The organism is Sciscionella marina DSM 45152 (assembly GCF_000379465.1).
Taxonomy (GTDB): domain Bacteria; phylum Actinomycetota; class Actinomycetes; order Mycobacteriales; family Pseudonocardiaceae; genus Sciscionella; species Sciscionella marina.
Map to the genome: position 1 here is coordinate 323,885 of NZ_KB905425.1, position 17,861 is coordinate 341,745.

At 66.7% G+C, this 17,861-nt stretch carries 16 protein-coding genes; 4 read left to right on the forward strand and 12 right to left on the reverse strand.

Translation table 11 applies throughout. From position 1 onward, the window contains the following. Positions 1-112 precede the first annotated feature (112 nt). The 4 genes from wzm to A37U_RS0134800 all read left to right on the forward strand — a co-directional run bounded on the left by wzm (position 113) and on the right by A37U_RS0134800 (position 3,238). Complete coding sequence (wzm, locus tag A37U_RS0134785; protein WP_020501282.1) at positions 113-1,054, forward strand: galactan export ABC transporter permease subunit Wzm/RfbD; 942 nt, start codon at positions 113-115, stop codon at positions 1,052-1,054. Positions 1,055-1,063: 9 nt separating this feature from the next. Then, complete coding sequence (wzt, locus tag A37U_RS0134790) at positions 1,064-1,939, forward strand: galactan export ABC transporter ATP-binding subunit Wzt/RfbE (RefSeq protein WP_020501283.1); 876 nt, start codon at positions 1,064-1,066, stop codon at positions 1,937-1,939. Positions 1,940-1,954: 15 nt separating this feature from the next. Then, positions 1,955-2,884: a galactofuranosyltransferase GlfT1 gene (gene glfT1 / locus A37U_RS0134795; protein ID WP_026197937.1), complete on the forward strand. Its 930-nt coding sequence runs from the start codon at positions 1,955-1,957 to the stop codon at positions 2,882-2,884. A 102-nt stretch (positions 2,885-2,986) separates the two neighbouring features. After that, positions 2,987-3,238: a hypothetical protein gene (locus A37U_RS0134800; RefSeq protein WP_020501285.1), complete on the forward strand. Its 252-nt coding sequence runs from the start codon at positions 2,987-2,989 to the stop codon at positions 3,236-3,238. Here A37U_RS0134800 and A37U_RS0134805 read toward each other — a convergent pair. The 12 genes from A37U_RS0134805 to A37U_RS46855 form a co-directional block, all read right to left on the reverse strand. Then, positions 3,235-3,966 carry an ESX secretion-associated protein EspG gene (locus A37U_RS0134805; RefSeq protein WP_169526983.1) on the reverse strand — a complete coding sequence of 244 codons (732 nt, stop codon included), beginning with the start codon at positions 3,964-3,966 and terminating at the stop codon, positions 3,235-3,237. The two genes, A37U_RS0134800 and A37U_RS0134805, sit on opposite strands and share 4 nt — an antisense overlap. A gap of 72 nt (positions 3,967-4,038) precedes the next feature. Further along, entirely contained in the window at positions 4,039-5,325 is a 1,287-nt protein-coding gene (locus tag A37U_RS54555) for a hypothetical protein (protein WP_020501287.1), read from the reverse strand. A gap of 20 nt (positions 5,326-5,345) precedes the next feature. Continuing rightward, on the reverse strand, positions 5,346-5,990 hold the full coding sequence (locus A37U_RS48835) for a DUF3558 domain-containing protein (RefSeq protein WP_020501288.1): 645 nt from the start codon (positions 5,988-5,990) through the stop codon (positions 5,346-5,348). Next, positions 5,987-6,523, reverse strand: coding sequence for a hypothetical protein (locus tag A37U_RS0134820; RefSeq protein ID WP_020501289.1), 537 nt, complete (start codon positions 6,521-6,523; stop codon positions 5,987-5,989). The genes A37U_RS48835 and A37U_RS0134820 overlap by 4 nt, the downstream gene beginning before the upstream one ends. A gap of 166 nt (positions 6,524-6,689) precedes the next feature. Further along, entirely contained in the window at positions 6,690-8,567 is a 1,878-nt protein-coding gene (locus tag A37U_RS0134825) for a glycosyltransferase (RefSeq protein ID WP_020501290.1), read from the reverse strand. Between the two features lie 17 nt (positions 8,568-8,584). Continuing rightward, complete coding sequence (locus tag A37U_RS0134830) at positions 8,585-10,504, reverse strand: glycosyltransferase (protein ID WP_020501291.1); 1,920 nt, start codon at positions 10,502-10,504, stop codon at positions 8,585-8,587. Positions 10,505-10,925: 421 nt separating this feature from the next. Beyond that, entirely contained in the window at positions 10,926-12,110 is a 1,185-nt protein-coding gene (glf, locus tag A37U_RS0134840) for a UDP-galactopyranose mutase (protein WP_020501292.1), read from the reverse strand. Between the two features lie 78 nt (positions 12,111-12,188). Beyond that, positions 12,189-13,556 carry a hypothetical protein gene (locus A37U_RS0134845; RefSeq protein ID WP_020501293.1) on the reverse strand — a complete coding sequence of 456 codons (1,368 nt, stop codon included), beginning with the start codon at positions 13,554-13,556 and terminating at the stop codon, positions 12,189-12,191. Between the two features lie 150 nt (positions 13,557-13,706). Continuing rightward, complete coding sequence (locus A37U_RS0134850; protein ID WP_020501294.1) at positions 13,707-14,891, reverse strand: hypothetical protein; 1,185 nt, start codon at positions 14,889-14,891, stop codon at positions 13,707-13,709. Between the two features lie 104 nt (positions 14,892-14,995). Next, positions 14,996-16,228: a hypothetical protein gene (locus A37U_RS46850; RefSeq protein WP_157183200.1), complete on the reverse strand. Its 1,233-nt coding sequence runs from the start codon at positions 16,226-16,228 to the stop codon at positions 14,996-14,998. Between the two features lie 52 nt (positions 16,229-16,280). Beyond that, a complete protein-coding gene (locus tag A37U_RS0134865) occupies positions 16,281-16,889 on the reverse strand; it encodes a class I SAM-dependent methyltransferase (protein WP_020501296.1) in 609 nt (202 codons plus the stop codon). After that, a complete protein-coding gene (locus A37U_RS46855) occupies positions 16,876-17,856 on the reverse strand; it encodes a lysylphosphatidylglycerol synthase transmembrane domain-containing protein (protein ID WP_020501297.1) in 981 nt (326 codons plus the stop codon). Before A37U_RS46855 ends, A37U_RS0134865 begins: the two co-directional genes overlap by 14 nt. Between the last annotated feature and the right edge of the window lie 5 nt (positions 17,857-17,861).

The window sequence follows — 17,861 nt, forward strand, 5'->3', positions numbered from 1 at the left end:
CAGGTCCTCACACCGATCACACGCCTGGCCAAGGTTGCGTGCGAGTGAGCGAGAAAATGCATACCGCCCCAGACACGCACCCCGGAAATGCACGCCGGTACCCTCGGCGATCGTGCAAGCCACCGTCGAGGAGAAGCGGGCCGCCGCGTTCGCCGAATCGTCCCCGCGTAGTCTCACCCGCGCGTTCGCGGACCTGCGTGACGGGTTCGCCGCACGCGAGCTGTGGAGCCATCTCGGCTGGCAGGACATCAAGCAGCGATATCGCCGCTCGGTGCTCGGGCCGTTCTGGATCACCATCAGCCAGGCGGTCATCGCGCTCGGCCTCGGTCTGCTCTACGGCGTGCTGTTCGGGCAGAACTTCCAGACGTTCCTGCCCTACGTGCTCACCGGGCTGATCACCTGGACGTTCATCCAGAACTGCCTGACCGAGGGCATGGAGACGTTCATCGCGAACGAGGGGCTGATCAAGCACCTACCCGCGCCGATCTCTATCTACACGCTGCGTACGGTGTGGCGGCAGTTCCTGATGTTCGCGCACAACGCGATCGTGTACGTGGTCGTGGTGGGGATCTTCTTCGTCAACCTGAGCCAGCCGTACGCGACCAGTGATCAGGACGGCATCTGCCGGCCGGGCCTGACCTGTCACCCCGGACTGAGCTGGCAGTGGCTCCTCGGTCTCCCGGGTTTCATCCTGGTCATCCTCAACATGGCCTGGATAACGATGTTCTTCGGGATCATCTCCACCCGATTCCGGGACTTCCCGCAGCTGATCAACGCGATCGTGCAGCTGATGTTCTACCTGACCCCGATCGTCTGGCCGATCGACCAGCTGACCTCGCCCGCGGGACCGCGGCACAACCTGGCGCACATCGTGCTGCCGATCATCAAGCTCAACCCGATCTACCACTTGATCCAGGTCGTGCGAGCCCCGTTCATCGGTCAGGTGGTCAGTCCGTGGAGCTACGTGGTCTGCGGCGGAATGGCCATCGTAGGCTGGTTTGTCACCGTGTTCATGATGCGTAACTACCGCGCCCGAATCTCCTACTGGGTGTGAGGTGAGGTAATGGTCTCCATCGACGTCAACAACGCTTCGGTCGCCTTCCCGATCTTCGACGCGAAATCGCGCTCGCTGAAGAAAAAGGTGCTCGGCAAGGTCGGCGGCAAGATCGGTACCGAGGCGAAGGTCCCGGTGATCGAGGCGCTGCACGACATCACCCTCAGTCTCAACGAAGGCGAGCGGGTCGCCCTCGTCGGGCACAACGGCGCGGGCAAGTCCACCCTGCTGCGCCTGCTCTCCGGGATCTACGAGCCCACCACGGGCAGCTGCCGGATCAGCGGCAAGATCGCGCCCATCTTCGACATGGGCGTCGGCATGGACCAGGAGATCTCCGGTTACGAGAACATCCTGATCCGCGGTCTCTACCTGGGGAAATCCCGCAGGGAGATGGAGAAGCGGGTGGACGACATCGCGGAGTTCACCGAGCTCGGCGACTACCTGCAGATGCCGCTGCGTACTTACTCCACCGGTATGCGAGTGCGGCTCGCGCTCGGCGTGGTGACCTCGATCGATCCGGAGATCCTGCTGCTGGACGAGGGGATCGGCGCGGTCGACGACGCGTTCCTGAAGAAGGCGCGCAACCGGCTCGCCGATCTGGTCCGCCGCTCCGGAATGCTCGTGTTCGCCTCGCACTCGGACGAGCTGCTCTTCGAACTGTGCACCTCGGCGATCTGGATGGATGAGGGACACATCAGGGCACACGGCTCCCTGCGCGACGTAATCTGGCAGTACAAGGGCTACGACCCCTACCAGAACATGAGCGCGGAAGGCCTCGAGCGCATCGGCGTGAACCCGGCCGAGGTCCACCGGGCCGACAACAGCCTCGCTTCCGAGGAACTGGCGACCGGCTCCGGTAGTGTCGCGCCCGATGGGGCCAGGTAAATGGAGGTGCCCGCGATGACCGAAGCGAAGCTGCCACCCGGAGCGGTTGTCGCCGTCGTCGTCACGCGCCATCGGACCCAGCTGCTCGCCGAGTCCCTGAAGATGCTCGCGACGCAGACCAGGGTGCCCGATCACCTCATCGTCGTGGACAACGGACCGGACGAGCCCGCACACAGTGTCGTGGAGTCCTGCCCGGTGCCCTCGACCTATCTGCTTTCCCGGCGAAACCTCGGCGGTGCGGGCGGTTTCGCGCTCGGCATGCTGCACGCGCTCGCGCTCGGCGCGGACTGGGTGTGGCTGGCCGATGACGATGGCCGCCCCGCCGATGAACACGTGCTCGCCACCCTGCTCGAGGAGGCCACCGACCGCGGCCTCGCCGAGGTTTCCCCGGTCGTGGTGGACATCGACGAGCCGGGAAACCTGGCCTTCCCGATGCGCCGCGGACTGACCTGGAAGCGCACCGTCGAGGAACTGACCGCGCCGGACGAGTCCGGTGGTGCACCCGTCGACTACCTGCCGGGGATCGCCTCGCTGTTCAACGGGGCACTGTTCGCCGCATCCACCCTCGACGTGATCGGCGTGCCGGACTACCGGCTGTTCTTCCGCGGCGATGAGGTCGAGGTGCACCGCAGGCTGGTGCGTTCCGGGCTGCCGTTCGGTACCTCGCTGCGGGTCGCCTACGCGCATCCGAACGGTTCCGCGGAATTCCGGCCGATGCTCGGTGGCCGGTTCCACGCGCAGGATCCCGAGGACGCGGGCAAGCGTTACTACACCTACCGCAACCGTGGATATCTGCTTTCCCAGCCGGGAATGCGGAAGATCGGGATGCTCGAGGTGCTGCGTTTCGGGCTCTATTTCATCGCCGTCAAGAAAGACGTTCGCGGATTCGCGGAATGGCTCAAGCTCGTGCGCAAGGGGCAGCGCGAGCACTTCTTCAGGAAATAAGCACAGTTTCAGAAAATAAACGCGGTTTCCGTAAATAGGAAACAATTCAGCTCTGCGCGAAAACTATTGCCGGTCAGGCGGTTCGGGTGATGATCTGGGTGCATGGCGGAAAATCGACACGCACTCGTACTGCACCTCGCCGGTGTAGCCGAGCCCATGCTGATCGAGCTGGGTGAGGAATTATCCGGCGAACTGCCGGATAAATTGGCCGCGAAATTGCTCGCCGGAGAGATCGAGGCCATCACGGCCGCGAACGGTGCGCGCATCGTGGTCAATTTCTCTCATGTCGTCGCCGCGCACGTGGATATCGCGCCACCGCTCGGGCAGATCTACGGCTCGCCCTCACGGCGTTAGCTCGTGAGTTGTTCGTGCATCGCGTGCAGCCGGCGGGTGAAGTCCTCCCGGGGCAGCGGCGCACAGAACACGTGGCGGCTGGCGCCCCGGTACTCGGTGCTGCGCGACCAGCGGCCGAGGTCGGTGTCCACATAGACGAGCGGCTCCTCGGTGCGTCGGGCACGTCCGAGGGCATCGCGCAGTTCGAGCACGATCTGCCCGCCGCCGACCTGCTCGCGTGCCATGAGCTCGTCCCAGAGCTGGTGTGACCAGCCCGTTGTCGAGTGCGCGCTGCGCAGGTAGCCCGATGGTCCGGCCCGCTCGTCGTGGAACGGCACGGAGAACGGTTTGAAGCGGGCGGGCGGATGCGCGGGCAGCGCGGCGACCAGGGCCTCCGGAAGCCGGGAGAAGTGGGTCTGGCGCAGCGTGATGGTCCCGTCCTCGCGGACCGCAACGATCGCCTCCTTGGCACGTGCACAGGCGAGGACGTAACGGACTTCCTCGTGCACGTGGATCATCGCTACATAGCTGGTTTCCGGATGCGCCAAGCAGCGGAGGCTGTCCTCGAACTCGCGGTCGAGCACGCCCGCTCGCTCGTAGATGGGCAGCGCGGCGGTCTCCGGGTCGAGCACCCGGTTTTCCTCGGCCTGTTCGGCGTCGGTGAGCCAGAGTGCGCTCGGCGCGAGCCCGAACGGCAGCTCGCCGAGCCCGGATCTGCGCAGTACGCGCTCGAGGGCCTTCTCCGACATGGAGAGGTCACCCGGCAGCGCCATGGTCGTCCCCCTGTAGATGCTATGCCGTTGGCTATCCGTGCCGGGGTGTCACTCGCCGAGGACCGGGGGCACGGTCGGCGGGAGTTCGCCGACGATCTGGTCCCCGTGTTCCTCGGTGATCAGGTACGAGGGCGTCTGGTGCTCCTCGTCCTCCTTCTTCCCGCCTGCGCCACCGCCCATCGGCATCCCGCTGCCGGTGCCGCGCCCGCCGGTGCCGGTGGACGCGGCGCGCGCAGCGGCCTGTTCCGCAGCCGCACCGGCACTCGCGCCGGACTTCGGCCCCGCACCGGGGCCACCGCCTGAACCGCTCGAACCTCCCGAGCCGGAGCCCGCGCCGCCGAAGCCGCGCGCGGAACCGCCGAAGCCACGCCCGGAGCCGGCCGAGTCCTCGCCGCCGAGCCCACCGCCGAAGCCGCTGAGCCCACCGAGTGGCACACCCCCGCCTCCGCTGTAGCCACCGGCTCCCGTGTAACCGCCGCCCCCGCCGGGGAAGCCACCGCCGTAATTGCTCGGCGAATACGGCACATCGCCGCCCCCGATCGAGCTCGGGTCCAGCCGTCCTGGCTGCCTACCCGGTCCGCTCGGATAGTGCCCGGGATCGGTGTTCCCCGGACCGGGCCCGGAACCACCACCGTGCCCCGGTCCCGGTGTGGAACCGCCGCCACCGCCGGGATTCGGTGGAGCGTCGTTGTGTCCTCCGCCGCCACCGGAGCCACCACTGCCGCTCTTGTGGCTGCCGCCACCGCCGCCGCCGCCGCTCGGGCCGGAGTACCGGTAGCCACTGCCACCGCCGCCCGCCGGGGTGCGCGCGCCTCCGCCGCCACTGTCCCCGCTGCCGCCGGAGCCGCCCGGCTGCTGTTCCGCGATCGGCGGCATGTTCACGTTCGCCCGGGAAGCGTTGACGTAGTTCGTGTACGCCTCGACGTTCTTCCGGTTCGCCTCCTCGTGCGCCGCCTGCTTGCGCACCACATCGATGGCGGCGAACGGGTTCAGTCCCGCGGTCGCACCGGTGATCTCCGCCGGGGTCGGTGCGGGCGGAATGTCGACGACGGAACTCTTCACCCGTCCCGCCGCCTCCATCTGATTGCTCAACATCGTCTGGGCAGCCGCCATCTTGCCGCCGGACTGCTGATAGCGCACCGCGAACCGGGCCGCGAGCGACTTCGCGGAATCGGCGGCCGCCCCGGACCACCCCTGCAGATTCTGCGTCTGCCTGGCGATCTCCACCGAACGATCCGGCCAGATATCGGTGAGTTTCTGGCCGCCCTGATGCGCCGGATCCAGCTTGCTCACATCCGTCGGGGAAAGCTGGGTGTAGATCTGTTTCCCGTCCATGCTCACGATTGCCGCCCCCGTTATCTCTGCAGTTTCAGATTGGAAATGACCATGCCCGCGGCCTGCTTGTCCTTCTCACAAGCTGCGTTCTTGTCCATGTCATACCCGCTGCCGAAGTTGAGCATCACATTGAGGTGGTCGGTAACGCCGAGATAGGCGATGCACGTACCACTGTGTCCATTGTCGTCCCTGCGGTCGACGATGACAGCGGGGTATCCCTCGACGGCTAGGGGTTCCCAGGTCTTCTCTTTTTCCTTCTGCCGGTAGATATCGCTGAGCCCGTTCGGATTAGCCATGCCGAAGTTGATGCCGAGGGTTATGTCTGAATTGCCACTGTCGTCGTAATCGCAGCTGACCATGAGGCCGTTCGCGACTGGTTCCTTGGCGATGTGGGGCTGTTCGATGCCGAGCTGCTTGGCCTGGTTGGCGTTGAGGATCTTGCAGATCTGGTCCTTGCTGAGGAATGGTCTCGCATTGAGCGGTTTGGGTACCGGTGGTGCGAGCAGCTTCTGGGGCGTGTCTGAGGCCGGGGCACCGCTGGAGGGGTGCTCGCTCGTGTTCGCTTCCGGGTTGGGCTTGCCCTCGGTGGGTGCGCCCCCGCAGGCGGCGAGCGTGGCCGTGAGGACGAGAACCGGCACCAGCCCGAGTGGCTTACGGGTGTTCACAGCCGCCCCTGAAAATCCTTGAACGACACCTGTGCGGAATCCTCCTGGTTGGCATAGGACTTGATCACCGCATCGAGGTGATCACGGTACTGTCGCAGCTCGTCGTGTGTCTTATTGACCTCGTCGAGGAGGTCCTGGCCCCACTGGCCGAGCTTGTCCGCATACATCACGCTGCCGTCCGCGTCCTGCGCGGTGGGCTGTGCTTGAGCGATCCGCTTAGCAGGTTCGATGTCTTGCTGTGCCGCATCCACCATCATGTCCACCTGCTGGCGGTACTTCTTCAGCTCGCCGAGGCTGCACGTGAGCTGGCCAGCCCCGCCGCCGCCCGGTGAATCGGCCTGGGTTTCGGCCCAGCCGCTGATCTGCTGGTGGTAGGCCTTGTCCACGGTGTCCATCACCATGCCGTAGACCTGCACCATGGCCGGCGCGTTCTGCGAGTAGTGCAGATGCGTCTGGGTGTACGGGTTGTCCTCCCCGCCGCCAGATGGCCCCTGGATTTCCGGGCCACTCGTGACCGGCTCGTTCCCCGCCATATGGCCCCTCCCGATGATCGCCGCCGACGTGGACGTGTGTGGTCCGCGTCAAGGCTCCGACGCACAGAATAGCGAGCCGGTTCGGGACGTGAGTACCAGAGTCGCCGAGCTCACCCGGCCGGGTGAGCTCGGCGGTGAATTACGGCCTCAGCGGTGAACTACAGCCCTAACGGTTGTAGAGGCGCTGCCAGTTCTCCCTGCTGGTGAGCTGGGGGAAGGCGTCCCGCCACTCCTGTTTGGCGCGCGGGATCTCCCGGTGCAGCCTGCGCACGGTGCGGATCCCGGACCGCAGCAGCGCGGCGAACTGGGCGCGGTCCCGGGTGCGGATGCGCACCCCGGTCTGCGAGGCGTCGGTGACCACGGCGGTCTCGAACTGGGAGATGTGCCACCAGAAGCTCTCATCGGCGGCGATGGTGCCGACGATGCCCTTGCGGCCGGTGATCATGTCGGTCAGGCGCCGGATGAGCAGCAGCCGCTCGGTGATACCGCGCTTGGTCTTGGGCGGCTGGCCGAGCTGGCGGCCCTCGTAGCCGCGCGGCCGGTGCTGGTCGATGACCCGGGGGATGTCGGTGACCGGGTGCTTGACGGTGTCCGGGTACTCCGAGCGCAGTGCACGGATCTCGGCGGCAGCGGAGGCGCCGCCGTCGTAGAGCACATCCGGGCCGGCCAGGAAGTCCTCGGCGGCCTTGATGATGGTCGCGGTGAGTCCGTACTGCATGGTCATCAGGTTGCGCACGATCTGGGCGAGCAGCACCCGGCAGGTGCGCATCGGGTCGAGGCGGCCGTGCAGGGCGGAGCAGACCATGGCGTTGCGGATGGAGAAGTACCGCTTCCAGTCGTCCAGGTCGTTCCAGTCGAAGTCGGCGTGCCACACCCCGGCGCCCGGCAGAGTGACGGTCGGGAACCCGGCCTTCTTGGCGCGGTAGCCGTACTCGATGTCATCCCACTGGAAGAAGAACGGCATCGCGTAACCGATCTCGGCGATCACCTCGGACGGGATCAGGCAGGACCACCAGGCGTTGTAGTCCGCGTCGATGCGCCGGTCGCCGAGGTCCTGGCCGCGGGCGAGCAGATTCGCGTCGTCCAGCCCGCCCTCCTTGACCTTGCCGGGCACGAACTCGTCCATATCGGCCCATTCGGCGCTCGCGAACAGGTAGGACGGGTGCAGCAGGCGCAGCATCTGCCCGCCGACCAGGGTCGGCGAGGTGGTGCAGTTCGCGAACGCGGTGAGCCGGATGATGATCTCCGGGTCCAACAGGACGTCGTCATCCATGATCAGCACGTCGCTGCCGGTGCGGCCCTCTTCGCCGAGGGTCTCGTACATGCCCCTGGTGAACCCGCCCGCGCCACCGAGGTTCGGCTGCTGGATGTAGCGCAGCTTGTCCCCGAGGGGCTCGGTGATCTCGGCGAACCGCTCGCGGGTGTCGATCTTGTCGTCACCCTGGTCGGCCACGTAGACGTTCTCCAGCCGCTGCAACGCGACCGGGTCGCTGCCCAGCGCGGTGAGCGTGGTCAGGCAGTCGTCCACCCGGTTGTAGGTGCAGATGACCACCGAGGCGAGCCGCTGGCGCTCCGGGGCGGCCACCGTCCAGTACAGGTCGGTGACGGTGAGCGGTTCGTTGGTGGTGCGGAACTCCAGCCACAGCGCCCCGCCGTCCACGAAGGTCTGCAGCGGGGAGCTGAGCGTGATTTCACTGCGCGCGGCGGTCGCGGCGACCATGCTGCGCTCACCGTTGGCATCGGAGCGCCACAGCTCGACCCGGCCGCCCCCGGTCATGGTGACGTTCACCGAGACCTCGGTCGCCGAGGTCCAGCGCTGCCAGTAGGAGGCGGGGAACCGGCCGAAGTAGGTGTTCCCGGTCAGGTGCGAGTGCGTGTCGATGCCGATCTTGTTCCGGGTGCGGTTCGCCGCGCCCTGCTCGACACGCAGGTAGAGTTCGTCCGGAACGGTCTCGGCGGGGCCGCGGAACAGCCCGCGCTGCACGAGCAGCTGGCCGGTGATCGCGCGGGTCTGTTCGGGGGTCGTGGATGTATCGGCAGCCATGGTGACCTTCCGTGGTCTCAGAGGTTATAGAGACGGCGCCAGTTTTCCCTGCTGGTCAGCCTTGGCATCGCCGCACGGTAGCGCGCGCTCAGCTCCGGGGCGCGCTTGGCGAGCTCGCGGAGCAGCTTCGCGCCCTGCTTCGCCTGGGCGAGCGCGAGCTGGCGATCGCGCTTGCGCACCCGCACGCCCTCCTGGGACATGTCGGTGACGATCGCGGTGTCGAACAGGGCAACGTGCCACCAGGCGTTCGACTTCGCCGGAACCTCGCCGATCGGGTGCACTACCTTGCCGAGCAGCTGGTAGGCGATGCGCTTGACGGTGACCGGTCCCCACAGCTTCGGTTCCGGGGCGGACGGGATCAGCGGGATGTCGCTCGGCACCAGCTCGTCGGTCGCCGGATCACGTTTCACGGTCTCCGGGTAGTCCGCGCGGATCTTGCGGATCTCGGCCATGGCAGCGGCCCCGCCGTCCTCGAGGATGTCCGGGCCGACCATGAAATCCTCGACCGCCTTGAGTAGCGAGGCGGCCAGGCCGTACTGCATGCCGAGCAGGTACTGCACGAGTTTCGTGCCCAGCTCGGTGGCGATAGTGGAGCCCTTGAACTCACTGTGCAGCGCGGCGACGATGAGCCAGTTGCGCATGTTGAAGTAGCGGTGCCACTCGTCCCAGTCCTTCCAGTGGAAGTCGGCGTGCCAGACGCCGGCGCCGGGCAGGGTGACGGTGGGGAAACCGTGCTCGTGCGCGCGGTAGGCGAGCTCGACGTCGTCACCCTGGAAGAACACCGGGAGCGGGTAACCGATCTCGGCGATCACCTCGGACGGGATCAGGCAGGACCACCAGCCGTTGTACCCGGCGTCGACCCGGCGCTCCTGCAGTTTCGGCAGGCCGGTCTTCTCGTCGGTGGCCAGCAGGTCCTGGTTCACCTTGGTGCCCGCCGCGGGAAGGCCGTGGATCATCCGCGGCACATCCGCGTACTCGGCCGAGGCGAGCAGCTGGTTCGGGTGCAGCAGGTTGAGCATCTGCCCGCCGACGATGATCGGCTTGCTCGCGTGGTTGGCGAACTCGGTCAGCCGGATCACGATCTCCGGGTCGAGCAGGATGTCGTCGTCCATGAACAGGACGTTCGCGTGCTCCTCGCCGGACTCGGCCACCTCGTAGAGGCCGCGGGTGTAGCCGGCCGCCCCACCGAGATTGGGCTGGCGGAAGTAGCGCAGGTGATCCCCGAGCGCGGCGGTGACCTCGGCGAAGCGCGGTTGCTCCTCGACCGGGGTGGACCCCTGGTCGGCGACGTAGACGGTGTCCAGGCTCTCCAGCGCGACCGGGTCCGCGGCCAGGTTGGTCAGCGTGGTCATGCAGTCCTCGACGCGGTTGCACGTCGGCATGATCAGCGAGGTCTTGCGCAGCCGCTGTGGGGCGGGGACCAGCCAGCGCAGCTGTTCCACCACCAGCTCGGACTCGGCGGTGCGCAGCTCGATCCACAGCGAGCCGCCGTCCACGAACTTGTCCAGCTTGCCCTCGAGGGTGATCGTGTCCGCGCCATCGACCTCCCGCACGGCCACGGTGCGCAGGTAACCCTCGTGGTCCGAGGCCTGCAGCCGGACCGTGCCCTTGCCGCGCACGTCCAGGCGCGCGGTGACCACCTTGACCGTGGTCCAGCGCTGCCAGTACGAAGCGGGGAACCGGCCGAAGTAGGCGTTCGTGCTCGCGACGGTTTCGGGGAGAACGGTCAGCTGTTCACGCTCGCGGTGCACGGTGCCCTCGTCGACCCGCGCGTAGAGCTCGGCGGGGACCTGGGCGGGACCGGAGAACAGTCCGCGTGCCGCGACCGTTCCCTGTGCATCCGCGTGCCTGGGCTGCGTGGTTGGCTTACTCGACCGGGCACTGGGTTTGGTCGACCCGGCGCCTGCCTTGTTCGGCGTTTGCGCGCTGCTCGGCATCTGTGTCCTGGCCTCCAGGAAGTCTTCAGTGGTGAACCATCGGCCGGGCACACCGGACCGGGGACGCCCTACCATAGCTGCCGGGCCCGATACGGGATCGCTGACCCATTTGTTACCCGGCTTGAGCTGCACTGAATAGGACGTCGTGTACCGCTTTCGGTTGCGTCCGGTTCGCCGGTCGTGGGGGAGCGCGGCGCACGCAGCAGGAACGGCTCCCGCGGGGAATGAGCCGATTGCCCTCGTGCAGCGTGACGCCCGAAGGATGTGGACTGGTCTCGGTGCTGTGCCCCAAGGCGAGCGGGGATCCGTGTCCGGCGACCCGCAAGGTTGCCGAGGTCGTGTTCGACCGGCTGACGTAGAAACGGGCGGCTGCGGAGAACCCGCGCCCGCCCGTTCCTGTCGAAAGCTGTAGCCGAAATGCTCAGTCGTCGAGCGAACCGTCCAGCGCGGTGCCCTGGGTGAAGTACGGCGTGATCTTGTTGTCGAAGACCGAGAGCGCCGAACCGATCGCCATGTGCATGTCGAGGTACTTGTAGGTGCCGAGCCGCCCGCCGAAGATGACGTTGTTCTTCCGCGCCTCGCCCTTGGCCAGTTCCCGGTACGCCTCGAGCTTGCTGCGGTTCTCCGGGGTGTTGATCGGGTAGTACGGCTCGTCGTTCTCGTCGGCGAACCGGGAGTATTCGCGGACGATGACCGTCTTGTCCTTCGGGTAGTAGTCCCGCTCCGGGTGGAAGTGCCGGAACTCGTGGATGCGGGTGAACGGGACTTCGGCGTCGTTGTAGTTCATCACCGAGGTGCCCTGGTAATCGCCGGTCGGGACGACCTCCTGCTCGAAGTCCAGGGTGCGCCAGCCGAGCCGGCCCGCGGAGTAGTCGAAGTAGTGGTCGAGCGGACCGGTGTAGACGGTCGGGATGCCTTCCGGCAGCTGCCCCCGAACCTCGAAGTAGTCGGTGTTCAGCCGTACCTCGATGTTCGGGTGTTCGGCCATCTTGTTCAGCCAGGCGGTGTACCCGTCGACCGGAAGACCCTCGTAGGTGTCGTTGAAGTACCGGTTGTCGAAGGTGTAGCGCACGGGGAGCCGGGTGATGATGCTGGCGTCCAGGTTCTTCGGGTCGGTCTGCCACTGCTTGGCGTTGTAACCCTTGATGAACATCTCGTAGAGCCGGCGCCCGATCAGCGAGATCGCCTTTTCTTCGAGGTTCTGCGCGGAGCCGGTGTCGAACTCGCTGGCTTCCTTGGCGATCAGCTCACGGGCCTCGTCCGGCGAGTACGACTTCCCGAAGACCTGATTGATCAGTGCCAGGTTCATCGGAAAGGAGTAGACCTGGTCGCCCGCCTTGGCGAACACCCGGTGCTGGTAGTTGGTGAACTCGGTGAACTGGTTGACGTAGTCCCAGACCCGCTTGTTCGAGGTGTGGAACAGGTGCGCGCCGTAGCGGTGCACCTCGATCCCGGTCTCCGGCTCCTGTTCGGAGTAGGCGTTGCCGCCGATGTGCGAACGGCGCTCGAGCACGAGCACGCGCTTGCCCAACTGGGTCGCCGCGCGCTCGGCGATGGTGAGGCCGAAGAAACCGGAACCGACTACTACCAGGTCAAACTCAGTCACGCCGGACAGGGTACAGCGGTCGCGTTCGCGAGTGCGCCCGGGCCGGAAAACGGCCCGGGCGCATGCGGTGGGGTTTTGCTACTGGTCCTGGTCGACCTGTTCGCTCGCGAAGTATCCCGAGACGTCCACGACGACGTTGGTGCTGCCGTTCTTGTTGAAGTAGGCGACCGTGCCGTCGTGAGCGACCTTGACCGCCGCGCTGTTGCTGGCGATCTGGTTCGCGTTCAGGTTGAGGTTGGAGGTCTCCGGGGCCTTGCCGTTGCCGTCCCAGGTGGTCAGGTGGGTGGCCTCGGGACCGGCGACCCCGGTCAGGTTGGTGTTCGCGGCCATCACCTTGCGGGCCTCACCCGGGAAGGGCACGTTGATCGTCTCGCCGGGCCTGAGCGCGCCCTTGACCCCGCTGGTGCCGCTGCCGTCCCTGGTGTCGGCGACGCGCACCGGATCGGCCGGGTAGTAGAGGCCCTTTCCGCCCGGGGTGTAGGTGCCGACCAGGTCGGCGAGCACGTCAACGCTGCCCGCGGAGTTGTACACCTCGAGCGACTTGTCCTTGCCGAGCTGCACGGTGATCTGGTTGGGCGTGGTCGCGCCGGGCATGTAGTTCACGCTCGAGATCCCGCCGCGCTGCTGTCCGTACGGGTAAACCGAGAGGAACCCGGCGGCCTTGGACTGGTTGATCGCGGTGACGTTGAGCGTCACCGAATCGGCGTCCGCGGGCACCAGACCGGAGAGGTCGAGCTTCGCGGTCGAGTTCGGGCCCATGGTGGCCTTGCGCTCACGGGTGTCCAGCACGCGCGAGGGGGTCAGCGGCGTGTACCCGGTGTAGTGCTCCCCGGGGTTTGGCTGGCCGGTGCCGTAGACGCCCGCGATATCGGTGACCGCATCGGCCGAACCGGCGTTGTTGTAGATGCCGATCGTCGCGGTGCCGTCCTGCAGGTGCCCGATCGGCACGGTGACCTGGTTCGACCGGGTCTCGCCCGCGCGCACGTTGATGCTGGACACGGTCGGCACCGCGCCGTTGCCCGACCACAGGGTGACGTGGGTGTCCTTGGTCGGGTTCGTGACCGTGAGGTTGAAGGTGATCGCGGTCGCCCGCGGATCGATCTTGCCTTTCTCCCACTTCAGGATCCGCGATTCGCCTGCCTTGAGCGGGCCTTCCTTGGTGGTCCGCGTGTCGAGGCTGCGCGTCGGTTGCATCGAGACGTAGTGCGTCCCGGCGAGCGGCTTCTCCGGTTCCGCGGCCTTGTCCTGGCTCGCCGGCCTCGGGTGCGCGGCGCGGACCGTCGGCGCGCCGTGGATCAGCGATTCGTTCGCCGAGGCCGCGCCGGTCTGCGCGCCACCGGATGCCTTCGCCTGCTCGCCGGCCCCCGCCGCGGACGCGGTGGCGGCACTACCGGCGGTAACCGTGGCCGCGACGGCCAGCGCCGTCAGCACCTGTCGCTTCTGCATGCTTTCTCCCACTCCTGATAGCTGTTGCCGGGCGTAGTCTTCCGCCCCGGTGAATCCCCCGCAACGGCTTCTGCCGGATTCCCCTTGACGTAGGGTATTGCCGTCACGACGGGTGAGGGAATCCCCCATCCCGCGTGACGGCAATGGCTCTTACGCCGGTTGGGTGAAGTAACCCTGCAGGTCGGCGATGGCGTGGACCGAGCCGAGCGCGTTGTAGAGGTCGACCACACCACTGCCCTTCATGCTCACCGCGTTACTCGCGGTCTGGTTCGCGGCGAGATTGAGGTTCGAGGTGGCCGGGCGCGGTCCGCCGTCCCATGCGGTGACGAAGGTCGGGCCCGACTGGTTCACCCCGGTGATGTTGAACAGATAACCGGCGATTCCGCTCTCGGTCAGCCCCGGATCGATGCTGCGGGTCTGGTCGGCGCGAATCGGTCCCTGAGTGGATTCCCGGGAATCGTAAATCCGCACCGGCATTTCCGGGTATTTCGCGGAAACCGTGTTGAAGAGCGCGCCGCCATCGGATGTGTAGTATCCGGCGAAATCCGCGATCGCATCGGCGCTGCCCGCATTGTTGTACAGGTCCACTTTCTTGCTCGGCCCGAGTTCCACCGTGACGAGATTGGGTGTCGTCCCGTTCTGCACGAGATTCAGTGCGGAGGCCGGCGGCCGGGGATCCTCGGTGCGCCACGCCGTGAGGTAGGTCGACGTGGTGGCATCGGTTCCGGTGAGGTTGAAGGTCACCGCGGTCGCCGAATCGGGTACCAGGCCGGAGAAATCGATGGTGCGTGTCTGCCCGCCGTTGATGGGCACGGTGTCCCTGGTGTCCAGCACGCGGGCGGGATTCTGTGGGGCGTAACCGGATTCGCGCTGCGCGCCGTAGTAGCCCTGCAGATCGGCGATCACGTGCACCGAACCGTTCGCGTTGTACAGATCGATCGACCGGTCGGTGGCCAGCGGAACCGTGACCTGCAGCGCCCGCGTCTCACCCTTGGCGAGGTTCAGGTGCGAGTACTTCGGTACCCCGGAACCGGGTTGCGCGTCCACATGGGTGTCCGCGGTGCCTTCGGTACCGGTGAGGTTGAGCGTGACGGCGGTGGCATCGGCGGGCACCGCCTTGCCGAGGTCGAGGCGCAGATGTCCCCTCGGGCCGAGCTTCGCGCCCGTCCGGGTATCGAGCACCCGGGCGGGTCCGGCCGGGGTGAATTTCGCGTCCTGTACCTGTAGCGGTGTCGTGTTCGGTGCCTCGGCCGCGGAAACCGTAGCCGGTAATGCGAGGACGACAGCGGTTGCCGCGAGCACGCCGAATGCGCGATATCTGAGTTTGGCCGACATTTCTTTCCTCCTGATTCGTCAAGGGAGGGATGGATACCTTGACGACGCAGGTGGATTCACGACGGTTGCCGGCGCCGACGACCATTCAGTCAGGGCCGAATGATTCAGGGTACGAAATACCCGCTGAGATCGGCGACGAGATGGGTCGAACCGTTTGCGTTGTACGCCGCGAACTTTCCGTCACCGAGCGGGATATTCGCCATGTTCGAGAGGATCTGGCCCTTTTTCAGGTTCAGGTTCGAGGTGTCCGGGCGCTGCGCGTTCGCCGCGTACGCGTCCAGGTGGGTGTCCACGGTCGGGGTGACCCCGGTCAGGTTCACCGTGGCGGCGGGCGAATCCGAGGGCGCCCCGGTCGCGGTGACCGTGCGCACCCCGTGCGGGCCGAGCGGTCCGCCGCTGCTGCGGGTGTCCGCGATCCGGGTAGGTGCGACCGGCTGATAGGAGGCGGTGCCGTCCCCGCCGTAGTAGCCGGAGAGGTCCGCGATCACGTCGGTGCTGCCGTTGTTGTTGTAGACGCGCAGCTTCTTCGATTGGGAGAGCCCGACCGTGACGAAGTTCGGTGTGGTGTCCCCCGCGTCGATGTTCACCGAGGAACCGGTCGGCCGCGGTGTTCCGTCCGGGTAGGCGGTGAGGTAGGTGTTTCCGGTGTGCGCGATCCCGGTGACGTTGAGGGTGACCGCGTTGACCCCGTCCGGGACCTGCTTGCTCAGATCGAGCACGGTTTCCTTGCCGGGACCGACCGGATCGCCGGAGCGGGTGTCGAGTACCCGTTTCGGGGCGGTCGCGCCGTATCCGGTCGCGCCCTCCTGCGAGCTCGAGTAGAAACCGGAGAGATCCCCGATGACGTGCGCGCTTCCGGCGTTGTTGTAGAAGCTGATCGCCGGCTTGCCCGCATCGGTGCCGAGCGGGACGACCACCTGGTTGCTGCGCGTCATGCCCTTGGTGAGGTTGATCGCCGATGCCGAGGATCGTGGCTGTCCCGCGGGGAACACCGAGATGAAGGTGTCCGCGGTGACGTTGGTGGCGGTCAGGTTGAACACCACGGCCGTGGCGCCCTTGGGTACCCCGCCGGTGAACTGCATGGTGGAGGTGCCGCGGGGGCCGAGCGGCTTGTTGTCGGCGCGCGTATCGATGAACCGGAACGGTGCATAGGAGACGTATTTCCCCTTCGGATACCCCGCGAGGTCCCCGATCGAGGGCGCGGCCGCTCCCTCGTGCAGTTCGGTGGTGATTCCGTCACGCTGCGTGGGCTCGCTGGCCGAAACAGGTGCAGCGGTCGTTGCGGCGAGCACGGCGAGCGCTACGGCCGTGAACACCCTCGATACGGTGCGGTTCACGCTGTTCACCGTACCCGAGCTCGGTCCGGTTGTGGCTGCGATAATTAGTGCTTCAGGCGGATGCGACCAGCACGAATTCGTTGTAAGGGAACACCTTGCCCGCCGCCCGGGGCAGCGGGAACGAGATCTGCTTACGCGGGGTGAACCCGAGCCGGCGGGCCACATCGGCGAGCCCGTCGAAATCGGTGAAGGCCACGTGGGTCGCGTCCGTCGCGTAGCCCTTCTCCTGCGGGCAGATGAACACCACGGTCGCACCGGGGGCGAGATAGCCGGTGTACTCGCCGAGCACCTCGAGCGCCTGCTCCCGGGACATGTGTTCGATCAGGTGCGCCGCCAGCAGTCCACCGAAGCGGCCCTGCTGGGCGTACTCCGACTCGTGGAACTCCTCGGAGGTGAACGCGGTGAGCCCGCGCTTGCGGCATTCCTCGATCGAGGTCGGGTTGTGGTCGACGCCGACCGCGTGCGGGTACAGGTGCCCGAGGTTGCGCCCGATCCCGCACCCTACGTCGAGAACCTCGCGGCCGCCGAAGAGTCGGCGCACGTTTCTGCGGTACGGCGCCTGGACGTCGAGCAGTTTCTTCCAGCGGCGGGCCTCATAGGTGCGCAACCGGTCGGTGTACTCGGTTCCTTCGGTGCCCGCATTGGCACTATCCGGATTCATGGGCGTCAAGGGTAGCCGTCCGGTTTTCGTTGTTACCGATCGGTGCCCACCGTTTTGCCGTAATTGCCGCGATTCCCGCTCCGAGCAGGTCGGCGACCACCAGCATCACCCGGGACACGATCGCGAACGTGAAGGCCTGCGAGTAGGGCATCGAAGCGATCAGGATCGCCACGATCACGGCCTCGCGGATGCCGATGCCCGAGGGCACCACGAAGGCGAGGATCCCCGCGTTGAAACCGATGCTGATCGCCGCCGTGCACAGCAGGAAGCCGATGAAGCCCGGGGTGGCGCCGACCGACTGGGCCAGGATCCACAGGTGCAGGCCGTAGCAGGCGAAGGCGAGCAGCTGCAGCCCGATGCTCTTGCCCACCATCGACCAGCGCAGCGACTGGTCCAGAGGCGGCCTGCGCATCAGCTTGAGCAGCAGGTTCACCAGCCTGGTCAGCACCGGGGGGCAGGCCGCGATCAGGCCGATGGGCAGCAGCGGGGTCAGATACCAGATCCAACCGATCTTCGCCGAGAGCGGGCCGAAGGTGCTCGCCGCGTAGAGCACCGCGGCCAGCATCCCGGTGCCCACTCCGATGATCGTGGCCACGAACACCCGGGAGCGGGAGACACCCGCCTTGCGCCCGAGCTCGATCTGCAGCAGGTAGGCCCACACCGAACCGGGGATGTATTTGCCGAGGATCCCGACCAGGTTCACCTGCGCGGCACGCAGTACCGAAAGCGGTTTGCCGAGCCCGTTGACCAGCACCCGCCAGGCGAACACCGCGACGAACACGGCGGCGAGCGCGGCCAGTTCGGAGGCCACCGTCGCTTCCCAGGGGATCGTCCGGATGGTGGCCCACACCCGGTCCCAGTCGCGGTAGATCGCCCAGACCGCGCCGAGGAGCACGGCGACGACCAGCAGCCTGCGTCCCCAGTTCAGCAGCAGCGCGCGCGTGCTCTTGGGGGATTCCTCGGTCATGAAGA